Source organism: Variovorax sp. PEI5, from assembly GCF_056679935.1.
Genome location: NZ_JBWXPH010000003.1, coordinates 430,977 through 446,621, shown reverse-complemented (window position 1 = coordinate 446,621; position 15,645 = coordinate 430,977). Strand labels below are relative to the sequence as shown.

Genomic DNA, 15,645 nt, shown 5'->3' with positions numbered 1-15,645 from the left:
GGCTATTCCACCTTGATGCCGGAGGTCTTGATCAGCCGGCCATAGGATGCGGCCTCGGTCTGGATCAGGCGGCGGAAGTCCGCCGGCGAACTGCCGACCAGGTCGTAGCCACCTTCGGTCGCCAGGCGCTTGATCACATCGGGCGCCCGTAATGCCTTGACCGCCTCGGCATGCAGGCGCTCGACGATGGCCGCATCGGTCTTCGCGGGCACCAGGATGCCCTGGAACTGGGTGACGTCGAAATCGCGATAGCCCAGTTCCGCCATGGTCGGCAACCGGGGCAGGGCCGCAGCGCGGCGCGGGCCGGTGACGGCATAGCCGCGCAGCTTGCCGCTGGCGATCTGGGGTGCTGCCGTGACGACGGTGTCGAAGGTGAAGGAGAGCTGTCCACCCAGCAGATCGGCCAGCGCGAGGGCCGCGCCCTTGTACGGCACATGAGTCATCCTCGTGCCGGTCAGGCCGGCGAAGAGCTCGCCAGCCAGGTGCCCGCCACCGCCGATGCCGGTGGAGCCATAGCTGATCTTTCCGGGTTCGGCCTTTGCCGCCCGGACCAGCTCAGGGATGCCCGTGATGGGCGAGGCGGCCGGCACCACCAGGGCGTACTGATAGCTGGTGAGCTGCGTGACCGGTGCCAGGTCCTTCAGCGGGTCGTAGGGCAACCGGGCATAGAGGGACTGGTTGACCACGATCGGCCCGCTCGCCACGAGCAGCACCGTGTAGCCGTCCGGCGCCGCCTTGGCGACGGCATCGGTGCCGATGTTGCCGTTGGCTCCGCCCCGGTTGTCGATCACCACCGGCACGCCCAGGCCCTCGGACATCTTCTGGCCGACGATGCGTGCCGTGATGTCGGCCGCGCCGCCGGCGGCATACGGCACGATCATGCGAACCGGTTTGTCGGGATAGCCGGGTTGCGCCCGTGCCGGGCCCTGCATCGCGGCGATGGCGAGGAGCGCGAGGAGCGCGAGGCGCGCGAGGTTCGGGATCCGCGTCATGGCTCACGCGACCATTGGGGCGCGTCGGCGCAGCAGCGCCAGGACGTCGGCCTCGATGTCCATGCCATGGGCGCGTTGCTCGCGCATCCGGCGCAATTCGATCTCGCCCGGCACGATGACCGGTTTCCCCTCCTCGGCCGCCGGGCTGCCATGCAGGATCTCGGCGAAGTCGCGCATGCGCCCGGCCAGCCAGGCTCCCGAACCCAGACGCCGGGTGTCGATCAGGATGAAGAAATGCCCGAGGTTCTGTGGCTCGTCCGGCGCATCCACCCACGACTTGACATGGGTCAGGTAGGCCGCGTTGGACAGCACGCCGGCGAACAGGTCGACCAGCAATGCGAGTCCGTAGCCCTTGTGGCCGCCGATGGGCTGCAGGAAGCCATCGAGCGCGGCCCGGGGGTCGGTGGTCTTGCGACCCGACTTGTCGGTGCCCCAGGTGTCGGGGATCGATTCGCCGGCCTTGAGCGCATTGCGGATCTTGGCGCGCGCCACCACGCTCATGGCCATGTCCAGCATGAAGTGCCGGCCCTCCGCGCCGGGCACGCCGAAGCCCAGCGGGCTGTTGCCCAGGCGTGCGTCGCTGCCGCCCCAGGGCGCGATGGTGGTGGTTGCGTTGCTGCCGATCATGCTGGCGAAGCCCTGCTCGGCGGCGAGGAAGCTGTAGGGAGAGATCGGCCCGAAGTGGTTGCTGCCGCGCACGAAGGCGGCGCCGATGCCGCATTCGCGCGCCACCTCCATCGCGGCGCGCAGGCCGTGCATGCCCACCAGCGGGCCGACGCCATTGGCGCCGTCGACCGTGACCAGGGCCGGCGCCACGCGTTCGACCGTGATGGCGGGATGCTTGGCGATACCGCCGACATCGAGCCTTTCGCCATACGACTCGATGCGGCTCAGGCCATGGGTGGAGAGGCCGAACAGGTCGGCCAGCACCAGGACGTCGACGACGTCCTTGGCATGGCCGGCAGTCAGGCCCAGGCCTTCGAAGGCGCGCTGGCCGAGGTCGCGGAGTTCGGTCTCCGGGATGCGGGGGGAGGTCGTGGTGTGGGTGTCCATGGGGTCCTGGAGGTCGAGCGGGCAATGGGAATGGAAGTGGGAGGGATCGGTCGCGGCCCGGAGCCGCGCGGTCAGTCGGCCGTGAGTCGCGCGCTGCGCACGACGGTGGCCCAGCGCTTCTGCTCGGTGGCGATGAAGGCCGCGAAGTCCTGCGGACCCATGCCCGCGGCGGTGCTGGAGTCCTCCTCCAGCCGGCGCTGCACGGCGGGCGAGGCCAGGGCCTTGAGGGCTTCCCGGTTCAGACGCTGGACGATCGCATCGGGTGTCCCGGCCGGCGCGAGGAGGCCGAACCACTGCGAGCTCTCGAAGTTCGCATGGCCCAGTTCGGCCACCGTGGGCACCTCCGGGATGGCGGCGAGGCGCTGCGCCGAGCCGACCGCCAGGATCTTCATCTTGCCGGCCTTCACGTGCGGCAGGAATCCGGGCAGCCCGGCCGACGCGGCATCGATGTTGCCCGCCAGCAGATCGGTCATCTGCGCGCCAGTGCCCTTGTACGGCACATGGGTGACATCGATGCCCGTGGTGGCCTTGAGCATCTCGAAGGCCAGGTGCCCGGCGCTGCCATTGCCCGCCGAGCCATAGTTCAGCCGGCCCGGTTCGGCCTTGGCCAGGGCGATGAACTCGGGCAGGGTGGTCGCCTTCACCTTCGTGCCGATGGCGAAGACCATCGGCACCCGCGTCAGCAGGGTCACCGGCAGGAAGTCCTTTCGGACGTCGTAGGGCAGCCTGGACATCATGGCCGGATTGACCGCCAGGGTGCCGACATGACCGAGCACGATGGTGTGGCCATCGGGCGCGGCGCGAGCCGTTTCCTGCATCGCGATCACGCCCTGGCCGCCGGCCTTGTTGTCGACGATGACGGCCTGGCCCAGGTCCTGGCCCATCTCCGCGGCGATGGCGCGCGCGATGACGTCGGAACTGCCGCCGGGACCATAGGGCACGATGAGCCGGATCGGGCGCGTGGGTTGCCATTCCTGCGCGGCGGCGAGGCCCGATGCGAGCAGCGTGGCACACGCCGCCCATGCCAGGAAGGCACGCCGGACGGCCCGGCCGGTCTGAGGGAAAGAGGTCATGTTCAAGCGCGGTCTCCGATGGGTTCTTGTGGATCGGCGCGAATGATCGGCGTGGGCTCCGAAGGCGTAAAGTGCAAATATCCGTTCAATTCTTGCGTCGGACGCGCCAATCCAGGAACCCTGTTACTCCATGAACTTCGATCTCGCCGATCTGCGTGCTTTCCTGTCGGTCGCCGACCTGGGCAGTTTTCGCGCCGCGTCGGATGCGCTCCATCTGTCGCAGTCGGCGCTGTCCCGCCGGGTCGACAAGCTCGAGGACGCCCTGGGGGTGCAGCTCTTCACCCGCACCACGCGCAAGGTCGAGCTCACGACCGTCGGTCGCGCCTTCGTGCACCGGGCCCGCAATGTCTTCAACGAGCTCGACAGCGCCCTGCTGGGCATCGCCGACGTCGCCGAGCGCTTGTCGGGCGAGGTCACGCTGGCCTGCGTCCCATCGGCGGTCGGGTACTTCCTGCCCTCGGTCTTCGAGGCTTACCACCGGCTCTATCCGCGCATCCGCATGCGGGTGCACGACGAATCGTCGAGCGCCGTGCTGCTGGCGGTCACGCGCGGCGACGCGGACTTCGGCGTCACCTACATCGGCACGCAGGAATCCGACATCGATTTCCTGCCGCTCATCGAGGAGGCCTTCGTGCTGGCATGTCCTTCGAGCCATCCCTTCGCGGAACGCGAATCCGTGCGGTGGAGCGACCTCGGCGCGCATCCCTACATCGCGCTGGCCCAGGGCAGCGGCAACCGTTTCCTCATCGACCAGGCGCTGGCGCACTCGACCTCGCGGCCCCGGTGGATCTGGGAGGTCAACCACGTGCCGGCGCTGGTCAGCCTGGTGGCGGCCGGTCTGGGCATCGGCGTGGTGCCGCGCATGGCGCTGCCACCGGATGGCCAGGCCGGCATGACGGCCGTGGCGCTGGTCGAGCCGACGGTGAGTCGCACGCTGGGCCTGATCTCGCGCCGCGGCAAGCCGTTGTCGGCCGCGGCCCGGCTGCTGTACGACATGCTGGTGGCCCAGAAGACGGTCCTCTGAGGCGGGCGCGACTCACTCGGCCGGCACGAACACCTCGCCATCCATCAGGCGGCGCGCGCTGCGGCTCATGACGGCCCGGGTGACGACCCAGCCATCCGCGCCCGGTTCGGCCATGGCGCCGACGCTCAGGCTGCCCGAGGGATGGCCGAAACACACCTCGCCACGCGCGCCGCCGGCCAGCAGCCGGCTGACCAGCGTGCCGGGGATCGCCGCCGCGACGGCGATGGCCACCGCCCCCGTGCCCGTCATGGCGTGGTGCAGGCGGCCCATGGACAGGATGCGCGCGGTCAGGTCCAGCATCGCCGCCTCGACCATCCTGCCGCTCGACGCCACATAGGACCGCGGCGGCGAGACGAAGGCGATCTTGGGCGTGTGCGGGCGCCGGTCGGTCGCCTCCGCGGCGCTGGCCGCCAGACCCATGACGACCGTCGCGTGGGCCCGGATCGCCTCGATGCGCAGCAGCAGGGCGGCGTCGGGGTCGACGTCGTCCTGCATCTCCGCGCCGACCAGTCCCAGCGCGGCGGCGTCGACGAAGATGGTCGGGTTGCCGGCATCGATCAGCGTGGCCTCGATGTCGCCGACGCCGGGCACCCGCAGGCGGTCGATCAGGCGGCCGGTGGGGAACATGGCGCCGCCCTCGCCCTCGCCCTCGCCATCGGCGCCCGGATCCATGAACTCCAGCCGGATCTCGGCCGCCGGGAAGGCCACGCCATCGAGCTCGAAGTCGCCGAGTTCGACCACCCGGCCCTGCCGCATCGGCACGTGGGCGACGATGCGCCGGCCGATGTTGGCCTGCCAGATGCGCACCACGGCGATGCCGTCGGCGGGCGCCTCGACCAGTCCGCGCGCGATGGCGAAAGGTCCCACGGCCGAGGTCAGGTTGCCGCAGTTGCCGCTCCAGTCGACCACCGGCCGGTCGATGGCCACCGCGCCGAAGAGGTAGTCGACATCGCAGTCCGCCCGGCTGCTGCGCGCGACCAGGACGACCTTGCTGGTGCTCGACGTGGCGCCGCCCATGCCATCGATGTGCTTGCCGTAGGGGTCGGGACTGCCGGTCACGCGCAGCATGAGGCGATCGCGCGCCGGACCCGCCACGCGCGCGGATTCGGGCAGGTCGTCGGTGGCGAAGAACACGCCCTTGCTGGTGCCGCCGCGCATGTACGTGGCGCGGATGGCGATCTGGGTCGGGATCGGTGTCATGGAGCGGAACGACTGGATTTTGGAGGAACGGAGTGTCGCGCCACGGGCCCTCGCGCTGGGGGACCGATCCGGGAATCCAGGGGAAACACCGATCCCGGCCGGTTGCGACGCTGACGAGTTCTGTCTAAGATACTTAGCAAGCTAACTAAAAACGGGTGTCGATACCGCCCGAGGACCTGCATGAACCCCACGCTGAACGAGCCGCTCGCCTGGTCCGATTCGATGGCGCTCGGACACGCGCGCATCGACGACGAGCACCAGCACCTGGTCGCGCTCATCGCCCGGCTGCAGCAAGCCGCCGACGACGAACTGCCCGCCGCGCTGCGGGCCCTGTCGGACGAGGCGATGGCGCATTTCGCGGCCGAGGACGACCTGATGACGGCGACCGCCTTCCCGCCCCGCGACTGCCACATCAAGGAGCACGACGCGGTGCTCGCCACGCTGCGCGGCGTCGCCGGGCGCCTGGCGCGGGGCGAGCACGAGGTCGCGCGGCGCCTGTCGGCGGAACTGGCGGCCTGGTTCCCGGCGCATGTCCAGCACCTCGACTCGGCCCTGTCGCACTGGCTGTGCAAGTTGCGCCACGGCGCCCGGCCGGTCGTGCTGCACCTTGGCGACGACCGGCGCCGCGCGGGCCCGGACCGTCGCGACGCCGTCGCCACCTGATCCCATTCACCACCCCACGAGACCCATTTCATGATGACTTCGGAAGAAAACGATCTGCTCTGCCGCGTCGAAGGCGCTGCCCCGATGGGCCAGCTGATGCGACGCCACTGGACCCCCGTCTGCCTGGTGGAGGAGGTGAGCGAGCCCGATGGCGCGCCGGTGAAGGCGCGCGTCTTCGGCGAGGACCTGGTGGTGTTCCGCGACACCGACGGCCGGCTCGGCGTGATGGACGAGTACTGCCCGCACCGCCGCGCGTCGCTGGTCTACGGGCGCAACGAGGAGGGCGGCCTGCGCTGCCTCTATCACGGCTGGAAGATGGATGTCGATGGCAACGTGCTGGAGATGGCCTCGGAGCCGGCCGCCAGCGGCATGGCCGAGAAGGTCAAGCACACGGCCTATCCGACGAGCGAGTGGGGCGGCCTGGTGTGGGCCTACATGGGTCCGAAGGACGACGTGCCGGCCTTCCGGCCGCCGGCCTGGGCGCCCACGGCCGAGACCCGCGTGAGCATCGCCAAGGTGCTGCTGCCCTGCAACTGGGCGCAGATCCTGGAAGGCGCCATCGACTCGGCGCACAGCTCCAGCCTGCATTCGTCGGACATGGTGCCGGCCCGCGTGGACAGCGCCCAGGCGACCGCCAACACCTGGCTGCGGCCGTCGACCGACAAGGCGCCGCGCATGCAGGTGCAGCGCACCGGCTATGGCTTCCGCTATGCCGCGCTGCGCCGGCCGCTGACCAACGCCGCCGTGAACGACTACGTGCGCTCGACCGTCTTCGTGGCGCCGGCCACCGCATTGATCCCGCCCAACAACCTCTACAACGTGGCCAACATCAACGTGCCGATGGACGACACGAACACCGCGTTCTACTTCATCGCCTGGGGCCATCCCGCGCAGACGCCGGAGACCGAGACCTGGCGACGCTTTCTGCGGCAGACCGTGGGCGTCGACCTCGATGCCCGGTATCGCCCGCTGCGCACGATGGACAACATGTTCTGGCAGGACCGCAACGCCATGAAGGCCGGCAACTTCACCGGCATCACCGGCTTCCCCAATCAGGACGTGGCGATGTGGCTGACCATGGGCCCGATCGCCGACCGCACGCACGACCGGCTGGGCGCGAGCGACCTGGCGATCGTGGAATTCCGCAAGCAGATGCTGGAGGCCGTGCGTGCCTTCATGCAGGGAGCGCCCGCCATCGGCACCGGCATCGAGGCCGCCACGCCGGCGGTCTGCGCCTTCCAGGCGATCGTGCCCAAGACCACCGACTGGCGCATCCACGAGACCCGCTTCATCTGGCACGCCGGCGTGGACCACCCCGAGTTCGAGGACTCCTATTCCGTGAAGGCCTGATCCCATGAGCAAGCTCCAGCTCTCCATCGCCATGGGCGACTACGACCGCACCCGGGCGCTGTACGACGGCCGCGTGCAGATCGATGGCGTCGACCCGGTCTACATGCTGCTCAATCCGGAGGAGATGTTCTTCCGCGCCATGCGCAGCGTCGACTTCGACATCACCGAGCTCTCGTTCTCCAGCTACCTGGTCAGGCATGCGCGCGGCGACTGCCCCTACATCGCCTTGCCGGTGTTCCTGTCGCGCGCCTTCCGCCACACGTCGATCTATGTGCGCAAGGACCGCATCGGCCAGCCGGCCGATCTGAAGGGCCGGCGCATCGGCCTGCCCGAATACCAGCTCACCGCCAATGTCTGGGCCCGCGCCATCCTGGAGGACGATCACGGCGTGCGTCCCTCGGACGTGGTCTGGGTGCGGGGCGGCATCGAGACACCCGGCCGGCCCGAGAAGATCAGGCTGCAGCTGCCGGGCGACATCCGCATCGAGCAGGCGCCCGAGCACACGACGATCTCCGAGATGCTCGATCGCGGCGAGATCGACGGCTTCATGGCGCCCCGGCCCCCCAGCCGCGCGGCGCTGGCCAACCCGGACATCGGCTGGCTGTTCGACGATCCGACGGCCGTCGCCAAGGACTATTTCCGCCGCACCGGCATCTTTCCGATCATGCATGTCGCGGCCGTCCGCAAGGAACTGGCCGAACGCCACCCGTGGCTGCCGGGCGCCCTCGTCAAGGCCTTCACCCAGTCGAAGGCGGCGGCATTGCAATTGCTCTCGGACACCTCGGCGACCAAGGTGACATTGCCCTTCGTCGAGGAGCAACTGCAGGCCGCGCGCGAGACCATGGGCGAGGACTTCTGGTCCTACGGCGTCGCACCGGCCCGCCGGACGCTCGAGGCCTTCGTGCGCACGCACCACGCGCAGGGCCTGTCGGCGCGCGAGGTGCCGGTCGAGGAGCTGTTCCATCCCGCGACCTACGAGTCCTACAGCATCTGACGCTGACATCCAGAAAACGACGGAGACACATCCCCATGAAACGAACAATGCTGGGCTGGCTGGCCGCCTCGGCCGCCATGGCCTGCCTGATCCTCACCGCGCCGGCGCGGGCCGACACCTTCCCATCGCGTCCGGTGAAGCTGGTCGTGCCCTACTCGCCGGGCGGCCTGCCCGATACCGTGGCGCGGATCTTGTCGCGCCCGCTCGGCGAGGCGCTGGGCCAGTCGGTCTTCGTCGAGAACAAGCCGGGCGCCGGCGGCGCCGGTGCCGCGTCCACGCTGACCCAGTCGCCGGCGGATGGCTACACGTTGCTGGTCACCGATGGCCCGATGCTGTCGATCACGCCGCTCCTGATCAGGAAGATGAGCTACGACGCCACCACCGATTTCATGCCGGTCTCGCTGGTCGGCAAGGCGCCGCTGTTCCTGGCCGTCAATCCGAGCGTCAAGGCCGACACCCTCGACGAGCTGATCGCGCTGGCCAAGGCCAAGCCCGGCGCGCTGAACTACGGGTCCTCGGGCACCGGCAGCATCCATCACCTGACCACCGAGGCCATGAATTCGAGGCTCGGGATCGTCATGACGCACGTGCCGTTCCGGGGCAGCGCCAATTCGGTGCCGGCCATGATCGGCGGGCAGGTCGACATGGTGTTCGCCTCGCCGCCCTCGCTCATGGGCTTCGTCAAGGCCGGCCAGGCCAGGCTGCTGGCCACCAATGGCACGGCCCGCTCGCCCTTGGCGCCGCAGATGCCCGCGCTGGCCGAGAAGATCCCGGGCTTCGACTTCGCCTTCAATGTCGCGGTGCTCGCCAAGACCGGCACGCCGGCCGCGGCCATCGCGCGCGTGAGCAGCGAGATCGCCCGGATCGTCAAGCGTCCCGACGTGATCGAGCAGCTGCGCCTGGCGGGGGTCGATCCGGTCGGCGGCACGCCCGAGCAGCTCGCTCAGGCCCTGAAGAGCGAGACCGCGCGCGTCACCGATGCCGCCGGGCGCGCCCAGCTCAAGGCCGAGTGAGGAGATGGCCATGACCGACATCCAGACCCATGCCGACACCCCAATGCCATTGCGCGTCGCCCGCGTCCACGACGTCGCCCAGGGCATCCGCAGCTTCGAGCTGGTGCAGCCCGATGGCAGCGAACTCCCGCCGTTCACGCCCGGCGCGCACGTGAAGGTGCAGACGCCCGGTGGCGCGTTGCGCAAGTACTCCCTGTGCAACGACCCGGCCGAGCGGGACCGCTATGTGATCACCGTCAAGCGCGACGACGCGGGCCAGGGCGGCTCGATCAGCATGCACGAGGACGTGGAGGAGGGCGACACCCTGCCGACCTCCGTGCCCGACAACGCCTTCCCGCTGGTCGACCGGGCCAAGGGCTATCTGTTCATCGCCGGCGGCATCGGCATCACGCCGATCCTGTCGATGATCCGCTCGTTCGGCGAACTGCCGCCGGCGCCGTGGAAGCTGTTTTACCTGACCCGGTCCCCGGCCACCTCCGCGTTCCTGGACGAGCTGAGCCGGCCGGAGCTGAAGAAGCAGGTGCGCATCCATCACGACGAGGGCGATCCCGCGCGCACCTTCGATCTGTGGCCGGCGCTGGAGAAGCCCAACACCGCGCATGTCTACTGCTGCGGCCCCCGACCATTGATGGAAGCCGTGCGCGACATGACCGGCCACTGGTCGCCGGCCCATGTGCATTTCGAGAGCTTCAACGAGGGTGGCGGCGTGCGGCCGGACGACCAGCCGTTCAAGGTCAGGCTGGCGCGCAGCGGCGTCGATTACGAGGTGCCGGTGGGCCAGTCGATCCTCTCGGTGCTGCGCGAGCATGGCTGCGATACCGCGTCGTCGTGCGAGAGCGGCACCTGCGGCACCTGCCGCACCGGACTGCTGGCCGGCGAGGCCGATCACCGCGACATGGTGCTGATGCCCGAGGAGATGGAGCGCCAGATCATGATCTGCGTCTCGCGCGCGAAGTCCGCCGAACTGGTGCTCGACCTGTGACCGTGCCCACGATCGCACCCCCGGCCGCGCCGCGACCGATCCGCCTGGGCGTCGCCGGTCTGGGCCGGGCCTTCACGCTGATGCTGCCGACGCTGCTGCGCGATCCCCGGGTGCGGCTGGTGGCCGCCTGTGATCCGCGCGAGGAGGCGCGCTCCCGCTTCGCGCGCGATTTCGACGCGCCGGTCCATGCCGACATCGAGGGCCTGGCCGGCGAGCCGGAGGTCGACGCGATCTACATCGCCAGTCCGCACCAGTTCCACGCGGCGCAGACCCGGATCGCCGCGCGCCACGGCAAGCACGTCCTGTGCGAGAAGCCGATGGCGCTGTCGCTCGCCGAATGCGACGCCATGATCGAGGACTGCCGCGCGGCCGGCGTGTGGCTGATCGTCGGCCATTGCCACAGCTTCGATTCGCCCTATCTGCAGGCCCGCGACATCATCGCCAGCGGCGAGCTGGGGCGGGTGCGCATGATCCAGGCCCTGAACTACACCGACTTCCTCTATCGACCGCGACGCCCCGAGGAGCTGCGCACCGCCGAGGGCGGCGGCGTGGTCTTCAGCCAGGCGGCGCACCAGGTCGACGTGGTGCGACTGCTGGCGGGCTCGCCGGTGACGCGGGTGCGCGCCATCACCGGCGACTGGGACCCGATGCGGTCGACGCAGGGCGCCTACTCGGCGCTGCTGTGGTTCGAGGACGGTGCCTTCGCCAACCTCTGCTACAGCGGCTACGGGCATTTCGACTCCGACGAATGGTGCGGCTGGATCGGCGAGATGGGCCGGGCCAAGTCGCCCGAGGCCCATGGCGCGGCGCGGCGGCGACTGGCCGCGGCGACATCGCCGCAGGACGAGGCGCGCCTGAAGGCGGCCGGCACCTATGGCGGCACGGACCCGGCGCCCCGGCCACCGGAGGCCGGCGCCGCCTGGCACCAGCACTTCGGGCCGGTGGTGGTGTCGTGCGAGCGCGGCGACGTGCGACCCCTGCCCGACGGCACCTGGGTCTATGGCGATCGCGAGAAGGCGCAGCGACCCCTGGCCGCGCCCTCCGTGCCGCGCTTCGAGGTCATCGACGAACTGTCCGAGGCCATCGTGTCGGGTCGCGCGCCCTTGCACGACGGGACCTGGGCCCGCTCGACGCTCGCCGTCTGCCTGGCCTTGCTGGATTCGGCGGGCTCGAACCGGGACGTCGAACCGCTACCCCGGGGCGGCTGACACAATGGGGGCGATCGTCCACTTTCTCCCCCGCGCCCTTGTCCAAATCCTCCGCGAAGTACGAAGCCGAAGTCGCCGCGCGCGTCCTGCGCCGCTGGCACCATGCCGTTCCCGACGACCGGATGGCGCATCTGGTGAAGGACGCCACGCGCGGGTTCATGCGTTCGCTGCAGTCGCGCCTGGCCGAGCACCAGGTGCTGCCGGGTCACTGGACCTTCCTGCGCATCCTGTGGGAACGCGATGGCATCACCAAGCGCGAGCTGAGCATCGAGGCCGGCGTCATGGAGCCCACCACCGTCATCGCGTTGCGGGCCATGGAATCGCTCGGCTATGTCAGCCTGGAGCAGCGCCCCGAGAACCGCAAGAACATCTATGTCCGGCTCACCCCGCTGGGGCGCCGACTGGAAGGCGAGCTGGTGCCGCTCGCCCAGGAGGTCAACGCCCTGGCGCTCGAGGGCATCAGCGAGCGCGAGGTCGCCACGGTGCGCCGGGCGCTGCTCATCATGATCGACAACCTGGCGCGCGACCAGGCCGTTCCGGATCCCGTCAGGTGAGTGTGCGGCGCTGCCTCCCGCGGCAGATGTTCCCGCGGATCCCGGAGAGCGTGCGTGCGGCGGTGACATGGCGGGTTCTCATGTCGGATCCGCCGAACGTGCGGCTGGTGATCACGTCCTGATCCGGGCAGCGGCTTTCCTGGTTTTCAAGAGGCTCGATCATCTTTTCACGAAGGGAAGGCGGGAGAGCGGGATCGATCGGATGGGGCATGCGCTGGGTCGTCGTCGGATGAGTCGCCGACCCCGGAGAGACCCGCCACCCGGACCTGCATGCCATGAACGCGGGGGCGTTCCGTCGGTCACCATCGGCATGGGCAAAATAGGCGCCATGCCCGACGATCCGCTCAGTCATCTCCTCACCTTCGTCGCGGTCGCCGAGGCCCGGAGTTTCGTGCGCGGCGCCGAGAAGCTGGGCGTGACGGCCTCCGCCGCCAGTCACGCGGTGCGGGCCCTGGAGACGAAGACCGGCGTGCGACTGCTCGATCGGTCCACGCGCAGCGTCACGCCGACCGCCGAGGGCCAGCGGCTGCTGGAGGGCGTGGCGCCGAGCCTCGCGGCCATCGATGCCGAGGTCGCCTCGATCGGCGAACTGTCGCAACGTCCGGCGGGCACCATTCGGATCACAGCGCTCGATTTCGTGGCCGAGACCATCCTCTGGCCCCGGCTCTGGCCGCTGCTCGCCGCCTATCCCGACGTCCGGCTGGAGATCAATGCCAGCTACCGGATGATCGACATCGTGGCCGAGCGCTTCGACTTCGGCGTGCGCGCCGGCGCCCAGGTGGCCAAGGACATGGTGGCCGTGCGCATCTCCGCCGACTACCGACGCGCGGTGGTGGGATCGCCGCGCTACTTCGAACGGCATCCGGCGCCCGTCGAGCCAGCCGAACTGCTGCGGCACGACTGCATCACCATGCGGCTGGCCACCAGCGGCGGCCGCTTCCCGTGGGAACTGCGCCGCAAGGGCGGGCGGGCCCGGACGCTGCGGGTCGCGGGCCAACACACCTTCAACAACACGCAGCAGATCCTGGGGGCCGCCCTCTCCGGGGTGGGGCTGGCGTTCACGCCGGAGCCACTCGCGCGTCCCCACATCGAGGCCGGACGGCTGCATCCGGTGCTCCAGGAGTGGTGGCCCGCCGCGCCCGGCTTCTTCCTCTACTACCCGAGTCAGCGCCAGCACTCGAAGGCCCAGGCGTTGGTCATCGACGCGCTGCGCCACCGCGCGAATTGAAGCAGACCTCAGTCCCACGTGCCGCTCGACTCACTGCGTCCCTTGCTGGCCTTCATGGCCGTCGCGCGCGAGCACAGCTTCACGCGCGCCGCGGCGCGGCTGGGGGTATCGCAGTCCGCGCTGAGCCACGCGGTGCGGACGCTGGAGTCGAGGATCGGCGTGCGACTGCTCACCCGGACGACCCGCAGCGTGTCGCCCACCGAGGCCGGCGAGCGGCTCCTGCGCACCCTGGGGCCGCGCATGCAGGAGATCGAGACCGCGCTCGGCACCGTGGGCACCCGGGGCGATCCGGGCAGCGGCACGGTGCGCATCCGGAGCACGGACTACGCGGCCGACACCGTGCTGCGCCCACGGCTTGCGGGCCTGCTCTCGGCGCATCCCGCGCTCTGGGTCGAGATCGCGATCGACGATGGGCCGGACGACCGGTCCGACGAGCAGCACGACATCGGCGTGCGCTGGGGCGACCAGGTGGCGAAGGATCGCGTCGCGGTCCGCATCGCGGCGGACTGCCGCATGGCGATCGTCGGCGCGCCGGACTATCTCGCGCGACGTCCGCGCTGCGGCGTGCCGCAGGACCTCATCGGCCACAACTGCATCACGCAGCGGCGAGCCGATGGCGAGATCGCCGCCTGGAGCCTGGTGCGTGGACGCCGGAGGCTTTCGGTGCGCGTGGAGGGCCAGGCCATCTTCAACGGCGTCTATCCGATGATCGCGGCCGCACTGTCGGGTTGCGGTCTCGCCTTCGTCCCCGAGGACCTGGTCGATGCGCACATCGCCACCGGACGACTGTCCCGGGTGCTGGAGGACTGGTCGCCCACCGTACCGGGACTGCACCTCTCCATGGCCCGGCGCATCGCCACGGTCCGGGCCGTCGCGTTGGTGGTGGAGGCCTTGCGCCATCATCGCTAGCGCGGCGTCGGCGTCGTGCCGTGCATCGGCGACAGCCGAAAGACGGCCCGACCATGGCCGGCCATCCAGCGAGACGGCGCGCAATCCCGGCGACGCGCCTCACGCGATGGGCGGCGGTGCGCGGATCGCTCTGCGGTGGCGCCGCCCGCGGGGCATCGCCCATGCTCCCACGGCATCTGCCGCGACACGGCGACGAGCCGCTTTTGCGGAAGCTCATGGCCCGCGCGGGGTGCCCTGGACGGTGTAGACGCGCGACGTGGCCGCCCGGTGCCGGATGGGCTTGAGTTCGGCATAGGTGGGCGAGTCGTACCAGGCGAGAGCTCGCTCCATGCTCGGGAACTCGATCATCACGATGCGTTTGCTCGGTGCGCCCTCCTGGGATACGACGGCACCGCCCCGCACGATGTAGCGGCCGCCGAACGTGGCGAAACTCGCCTCGACCCGGGCGCTGTAGGGCTTCATGCCCTCCGGGTCGGTCACTTCGAACTCCGAGACATAGATGGCCGGACCTGTGGTGGCCGGTGTGGTCTGCGCGTGGACGTGCTGCGGCAGTGGCGCGGCGAGGGCGGCGATGCCCAACATGGCGCCGACGAGGAGGTGCTTGGGAATCGGCATTGTGTGCTCCTTTGAACGTCGCGCTCAGGGTTTGATGTGGAGGCGCGACGACTCGGTCTCCAGCAAGCGTCGGCCGGTGATCATGTCCTTGGTGGTGTCGACATACTTCCGGAAGTGAGCGGACGCGATGTGCTGGCGGTAGGCGGCGTCGTCGGCATAGATCTGGAAGAAACGGAGTTGCTGCGGCGCGTCCTGGAGCGACACGGCGTAGATGGCCGCGACGCCGGGCTCCAGCCGGATGGAGTCATCGATCTCCTCGGTGACCGCCGCCCGGTAGGCATCCAGTCGGGCGGGCAGGATCTCCAGATCGGCGACTCGCACGACGGGCGAGGATGGCAACGCCTTCTTCGAACCGATGTGCACCGCAACCACGTCGAACAACCGGCGTTCGGTCACCATGCTGCGCGTCGCGGCCAGGAACGCCTGGAAATGCGGTGACTGCAGATGCGTCCGGTAGGCCGCTTCGTCCTGGTACATCTCGAAGACCCGGATGCGCGTCGGATCGGTCTTCTCGGCCACCGTGTGGAAGGCCAGGATGCCGGGTTCGAGCCGGATCGCCGCCGCGACGTGGGTCGCCGTCGCCGCGTCGAAATCCTTCGAGCGCGCGCCGTCGATCCGGAGCTCGGCCAATCGCACGAAGGGCGTCGCGGAGGGTGTCGGCCTGGAGGTCACCGAGGCGCAGGCGGCGATGAACAGCGCGATGGTCGCGCCGGCGGCGCCGACGGCCAGCAGTCGCCAAGTGCCGGCGCGTCGCATGGTGGGATGGAAGAGGCAGGAGAGATTCATG

At 69.8% G+C, this 15,645-nt stretch carries 17 protein-coding genes; 10 read left to right on the top strand and 7 right to left on the bottom strand.

Annotated features, from left to right (window positions below; translation table 11 throughout):
* Positions 1-2: 2 nt before the first annotated feature.
* From AC1MLT_RS21510 to AC1MLT_RS21500, 3 genes are all read right to left on the bottom strand, one after another.
* Entirely contained in the window at positions 3-992 is a 990-nt protein-coding gene (locus AC1MLT_RS21510) for a Bug family tripartite tricarboxylate transporter substrate binding protein (protein ID WP_481036361.1), read from the bottom strand.
* Between the two features lie 3 nt (positions 993-995).
* Positions 996-2,045 (bottom strand): Ldh family oxidoreductase, encoded by a 1,050-nt coding sequence (locus AC1MLT_RS21505; protein ID WP_481036359.1) that lies wholly within the window; start codon positions 2,043-2,045, stop codon positions 996-998.
* A gap of 71 nt (positions 2,046-2,116) precedes the next feature.
* A complete protein-coding gene (locus tag AC1MLT_RS21500) occupies positions 2,117-3,118 on the bottom strand; it encodes a Bug family tripartite tricarboxylate transporter substrate binding protein (protein WP_481036358.1) in 1,002 nt (333 codons plus the stop codon).
* A gap of 130 nt (positions 3,119-3,248) precedes the next feature.
* On the opposite strand from AC1MLT_RS21500, the gene AC1MLT_RS21495 reads away from it, so the two are divergent.
* Positions 3,249-4,142 carry a LysR family transcriptional regulator gene (locus AC1MLT_RS21495; protein ID WP_481036357.1) on the top strand — a complete coding sequence of 298 codons (894 nt, stop codon included), beginning with the start codon at positions 3,249-3,251 and terminating at the stop codon, positions 4,140-4,142.
* A 12-nt stretch (positions 4,143-4,154) separates the two neighbouring features.
* On the opposite strand, the gene prpF is transcribed toward AC1MLT_RS21495, so the two are convergent.
* Positions 4,155-5,342 carry a 2-methylaconitate cis-trans isomerase PrpF gene (gene prpF / locus AC1MLT_RS21490; protein WP_481036356.1) on the bottom strand — a complete coding sequence of 396 codons (1,188 nt, stop codon included), beginning with the start codon at positions 5,340-5,342 and terminating at the stop codon, positions 4,155-4,157.
* A 180-nt stretch (positions 5,343-5,522) separates the two neighbouring features.
* Here prpF and AC1MLT_RS21485 point away from each other — a divergent pair, with 180 nt between their 5' ends.
* The 7 genes from AC1MLT_RS21485 to AC1MLT_RS21455 are packed head-to-tail and all read left to right on the top strand — an operon-like array spanning position 5,523 to position 12,106.
* Positions 5,523-6,005, top strand: a complete 483-nt coding sequence (locus AC1MLT_RS21485) for a bacteriohemerythrin (RefSeq protein ID WP_481036354.1) — start codon at positions 5,523-5,525, stop codon at positions 6,003-6,005.
* A gap of 30 nt (positions 6,006-6,035) precedes the next feature.
* Complete coding sequence (locus AC1MLT_RS21480; protein WP_481036352.1) at positions 6,036-7,355, top strand: Rieske 2Fe-2S domain-containing protein; 1,320 nt, start codon at positions 6,036-6,038, stop codon at positions 7,353-7,355.
* Between the two features lie 4 nt (positions 7,356-7,359).
* Positions 7,360-8,349: a substrate-binding domain-containing protein gene (locus tag AC1MLT_RS21475; protein WP_481036351.1), complete on the top strand. Its 990-nt coding sequence runs from the start codon at positions 7,360-7,362 to the stop codon at positions 8,347-8,349.
* Positions 8,350-8,384: 35 nt separating this feature from the next.
* Entirely contained in the window at positions 8,385-9,362 is a 978-nt protein-coding gene (locus AC1MLT_RS21470; RefSeq protein ID WP_481036349.1) for a Bug family tripartite tricarboxylate transporter substrate binding protein, read from the top strand.
* Between the two features lie 10 nt (positions 9,363-9,372).
* Entirely contained in the window at positions 9,373-10,344 is a 972-nt protein-coding gene (locus tag AC1MLT_RS21465) for a PDR/VanB family oxidoreductase (RefSeq protein WP_481036348.1), read from the top strand.
* A gap of 11 nt (positions 10,345-10,355) precedes the next feature.
* Positions 10,356-11,552: a Gfo/Idh/MocA family protein gene (locus AC1MLT_RS21460; RefSeq protein ID WP_481036437.1), complete on the top strand. Its 1,197-nt coding sequence runs from the start codon at positions 10,356-10,358 to the stop codon at positions 11,550-11,552.
* A gap of 38 nt (positions 11,553-11,590) precedes the next feature.
* A complete protein-coding gene (locus AC1MLT_RS21455) occupies positions 11,591-12,106 on the top strand; it encodes a MarR family winged helix-turn-helix transcriptional regulator (RefSeq protein ID WP_481036346.1) in 516 nt (171 codons plus the stop codon).
* Here AC1MLT_RS21455 and AC1MLT_RS21450 read toward each other — a convergent pair.
* Positions 12,099-12,317 carry a hypothetical protein gene (locus tag AC1MLT_RS21450; RefSeq protein WP_481036345.1) on the bottom strand — a complete coding sequence of 73 codons (219 nt, stop codon included), beginning with the start codon at positions 12,315-12,317 and terminating at the stop codon, positions 12,099-12,101. The genes AC1MLT_RS21455 and AC1MLT_RS21450 overlap by 8 nt on opposite strands.
* 117 nt (positions 12,318-12,434) lie before the next feature.
* On the opposite strand from AC1MLT_RS21450, the gene AC1MLT_RS21445 reads away from it, so the two are divergent.
* Both AC1MLT_RS21445 and AC1MLT_RS21440 read left to right on the top strand, forming a co-directional pair.
* On the top strand, positions 12,435-13,334 hold the full coding sequence (locus tag AC1MLT_RS21445) for a LysR family transcriptional regulator (protein ID WP_481036343.1): 900 nt from the start codon (positions 12,435-12,437) through the stop codon (positions 13,332-13,334).
* 18 nt (positions 13,335-13,352) lie between these two features.
* Positions 13,353-14,243 (top strand): LysR family transcriptional regulator, encoded by an 891-nt coding sequence (locus AC1MLT_RS21440; protein ID WP_481036342.1) that lies wholly within the window; start codon positions 13,353-13,355, stop codon positions 14,241-14,243.
* Between the two features lie 213 nt (positions 14,244-14,456).
* Here AC1MLT_RS21440 and AC1MLT_RS21435 read toward each other — a convergent pair whose 3' ends face one another.
* Both AC1MLT_RS21435 and AC1MLT_RS21430 read right to left on the bottom strand, forming a co-directional pair.
* Positions 14,457-14,858, bottom strand: a complete 402-nt coding sequence (locus AC1MLT_RS21435) for a DUF1330 domain-containing protein (RefSeq protein WP_481036341.1) — start codon at positions 14,856-14,858, stop codon at positions 14,457-14,459.
* 24 nt (positions 14,859-14,882) lie between these two features.
* Positions 14,883-15,644: a putative quinol monooxygenase gene (locus tag AC1MLT_RS21430; RefSeq protein WP_481036340.1), complete on the bottom strand. Its 762-nt coding sequence runs from the start codon at positions 15,642-15,644 to the stop codon at positions 14,883-14,885.
* Position 15,645 lies beyond the last annotated feature (1 nt).

Excerpts from the sequence above, each read along its gene's own strand:
- AC1MLT_RS21510 (WP_481036361.1), bottom strand. The coding sequence starts at position 992 with ATGACGCGGATCCCGAACCTCGCGCGCCTCGCGCTCCTCGCGCTCCTC.
- AC1MLT_RS21505 (WP_481036359.1), bottom strand. The coding sequence starts at position 2,045 with ATGGACACCCACACCACGACCTCCCCCCGCATCCCGGAGACCGAACTC.
- AC1MLT_RS21500 (WP_481036358.1), bottom strand. The coding sequence starts at position 3,118 with ATGACCTCTTTCCCTCAGACCGGCCGGGCCGTCCGGCGTGCCTTCCTG.
- AC1MLT_RS21495 (WP_481036357.1), top strand. The coding sequence starts at position 3,249 with ATGAACTTCGATCTCGCCGATCTGCGTGCTTTCCTGTCGGTCGCCGAC.
- prpF (WP_481036356.1), bottom strand. The coding sequence starts at position 5,342 with ATGACACCGATCCCGACCCAGATCGCCATCCGCGCCACGTACATGCGC.
- AC1MLT_RS21485 (WP_481036354.1), top strand. The coding sequence starts at position 5,523 with ATGAACCCCACGCTGAACGAGCCGCTCGCCTGGTCCGATTCGATGGCG.
- AC1MLT_RS21480 (WP_481036352.1), top strand. The coding sequence starts at position 6,036 with ATGATGACTTCGGAAGAAAACGATCTGCTCTGCCGCGTCGAAGGCGCT.
- AC1MLT_RS21475 (WP_481036351.1), top strand. The coding sequence starts at position 7,360 with ATGAGCAAGCTCCAGCTCTCCATCGCCATGGGCGACTACGACCGCACC.
- AC1MLT_RS21470 (WP_481036349.1), top strand. The coding sequence starts at position 8,385 with ATGAAACGAACAATGCTGGGCTGGCTGGCCGCCTCGGCCGCCATGGCC.
- AC1MLT_RS21465 (WP_481036348.1), top strand. The coding sequence starts at position 9,373 with ATGACCGACATCCAGACCCATGCCGACACCCCAATGCCATTGCGCGTC.
- AC1MLT_RS21450 (WP_481036345.1), bottom strand. The coding sequence starts at position 12,317 with ATGCCCCATCCGATCGATCCCGCTCTCCCGCCTTCCCTTCGTGAAAAG.
- AC1MLT_RS21445 (WP_481036343.1), top strand. The coding sequence starts at position 12,435 with ATGCCCGACGATCCGCTCAGTCATCTCCTCACCTTCGTCGCGGTCGCC.
- AC1MLT_RS21435 (WP_481036341.1), bottom strand. The coding sequence starts at position 14,858 with ATGCCGATTCCCAAGCACCTCCTCGTCGGCGCCATGTTGGGCATCGCC.
- AC1MLT_RS21430 (WP_481036340.1), bottom strand. The coding sequence starts at position 15,644 with ATGAATCTCTCCTGCCTCTTCCATCCCACCATGCGACGCGCCGGCACT.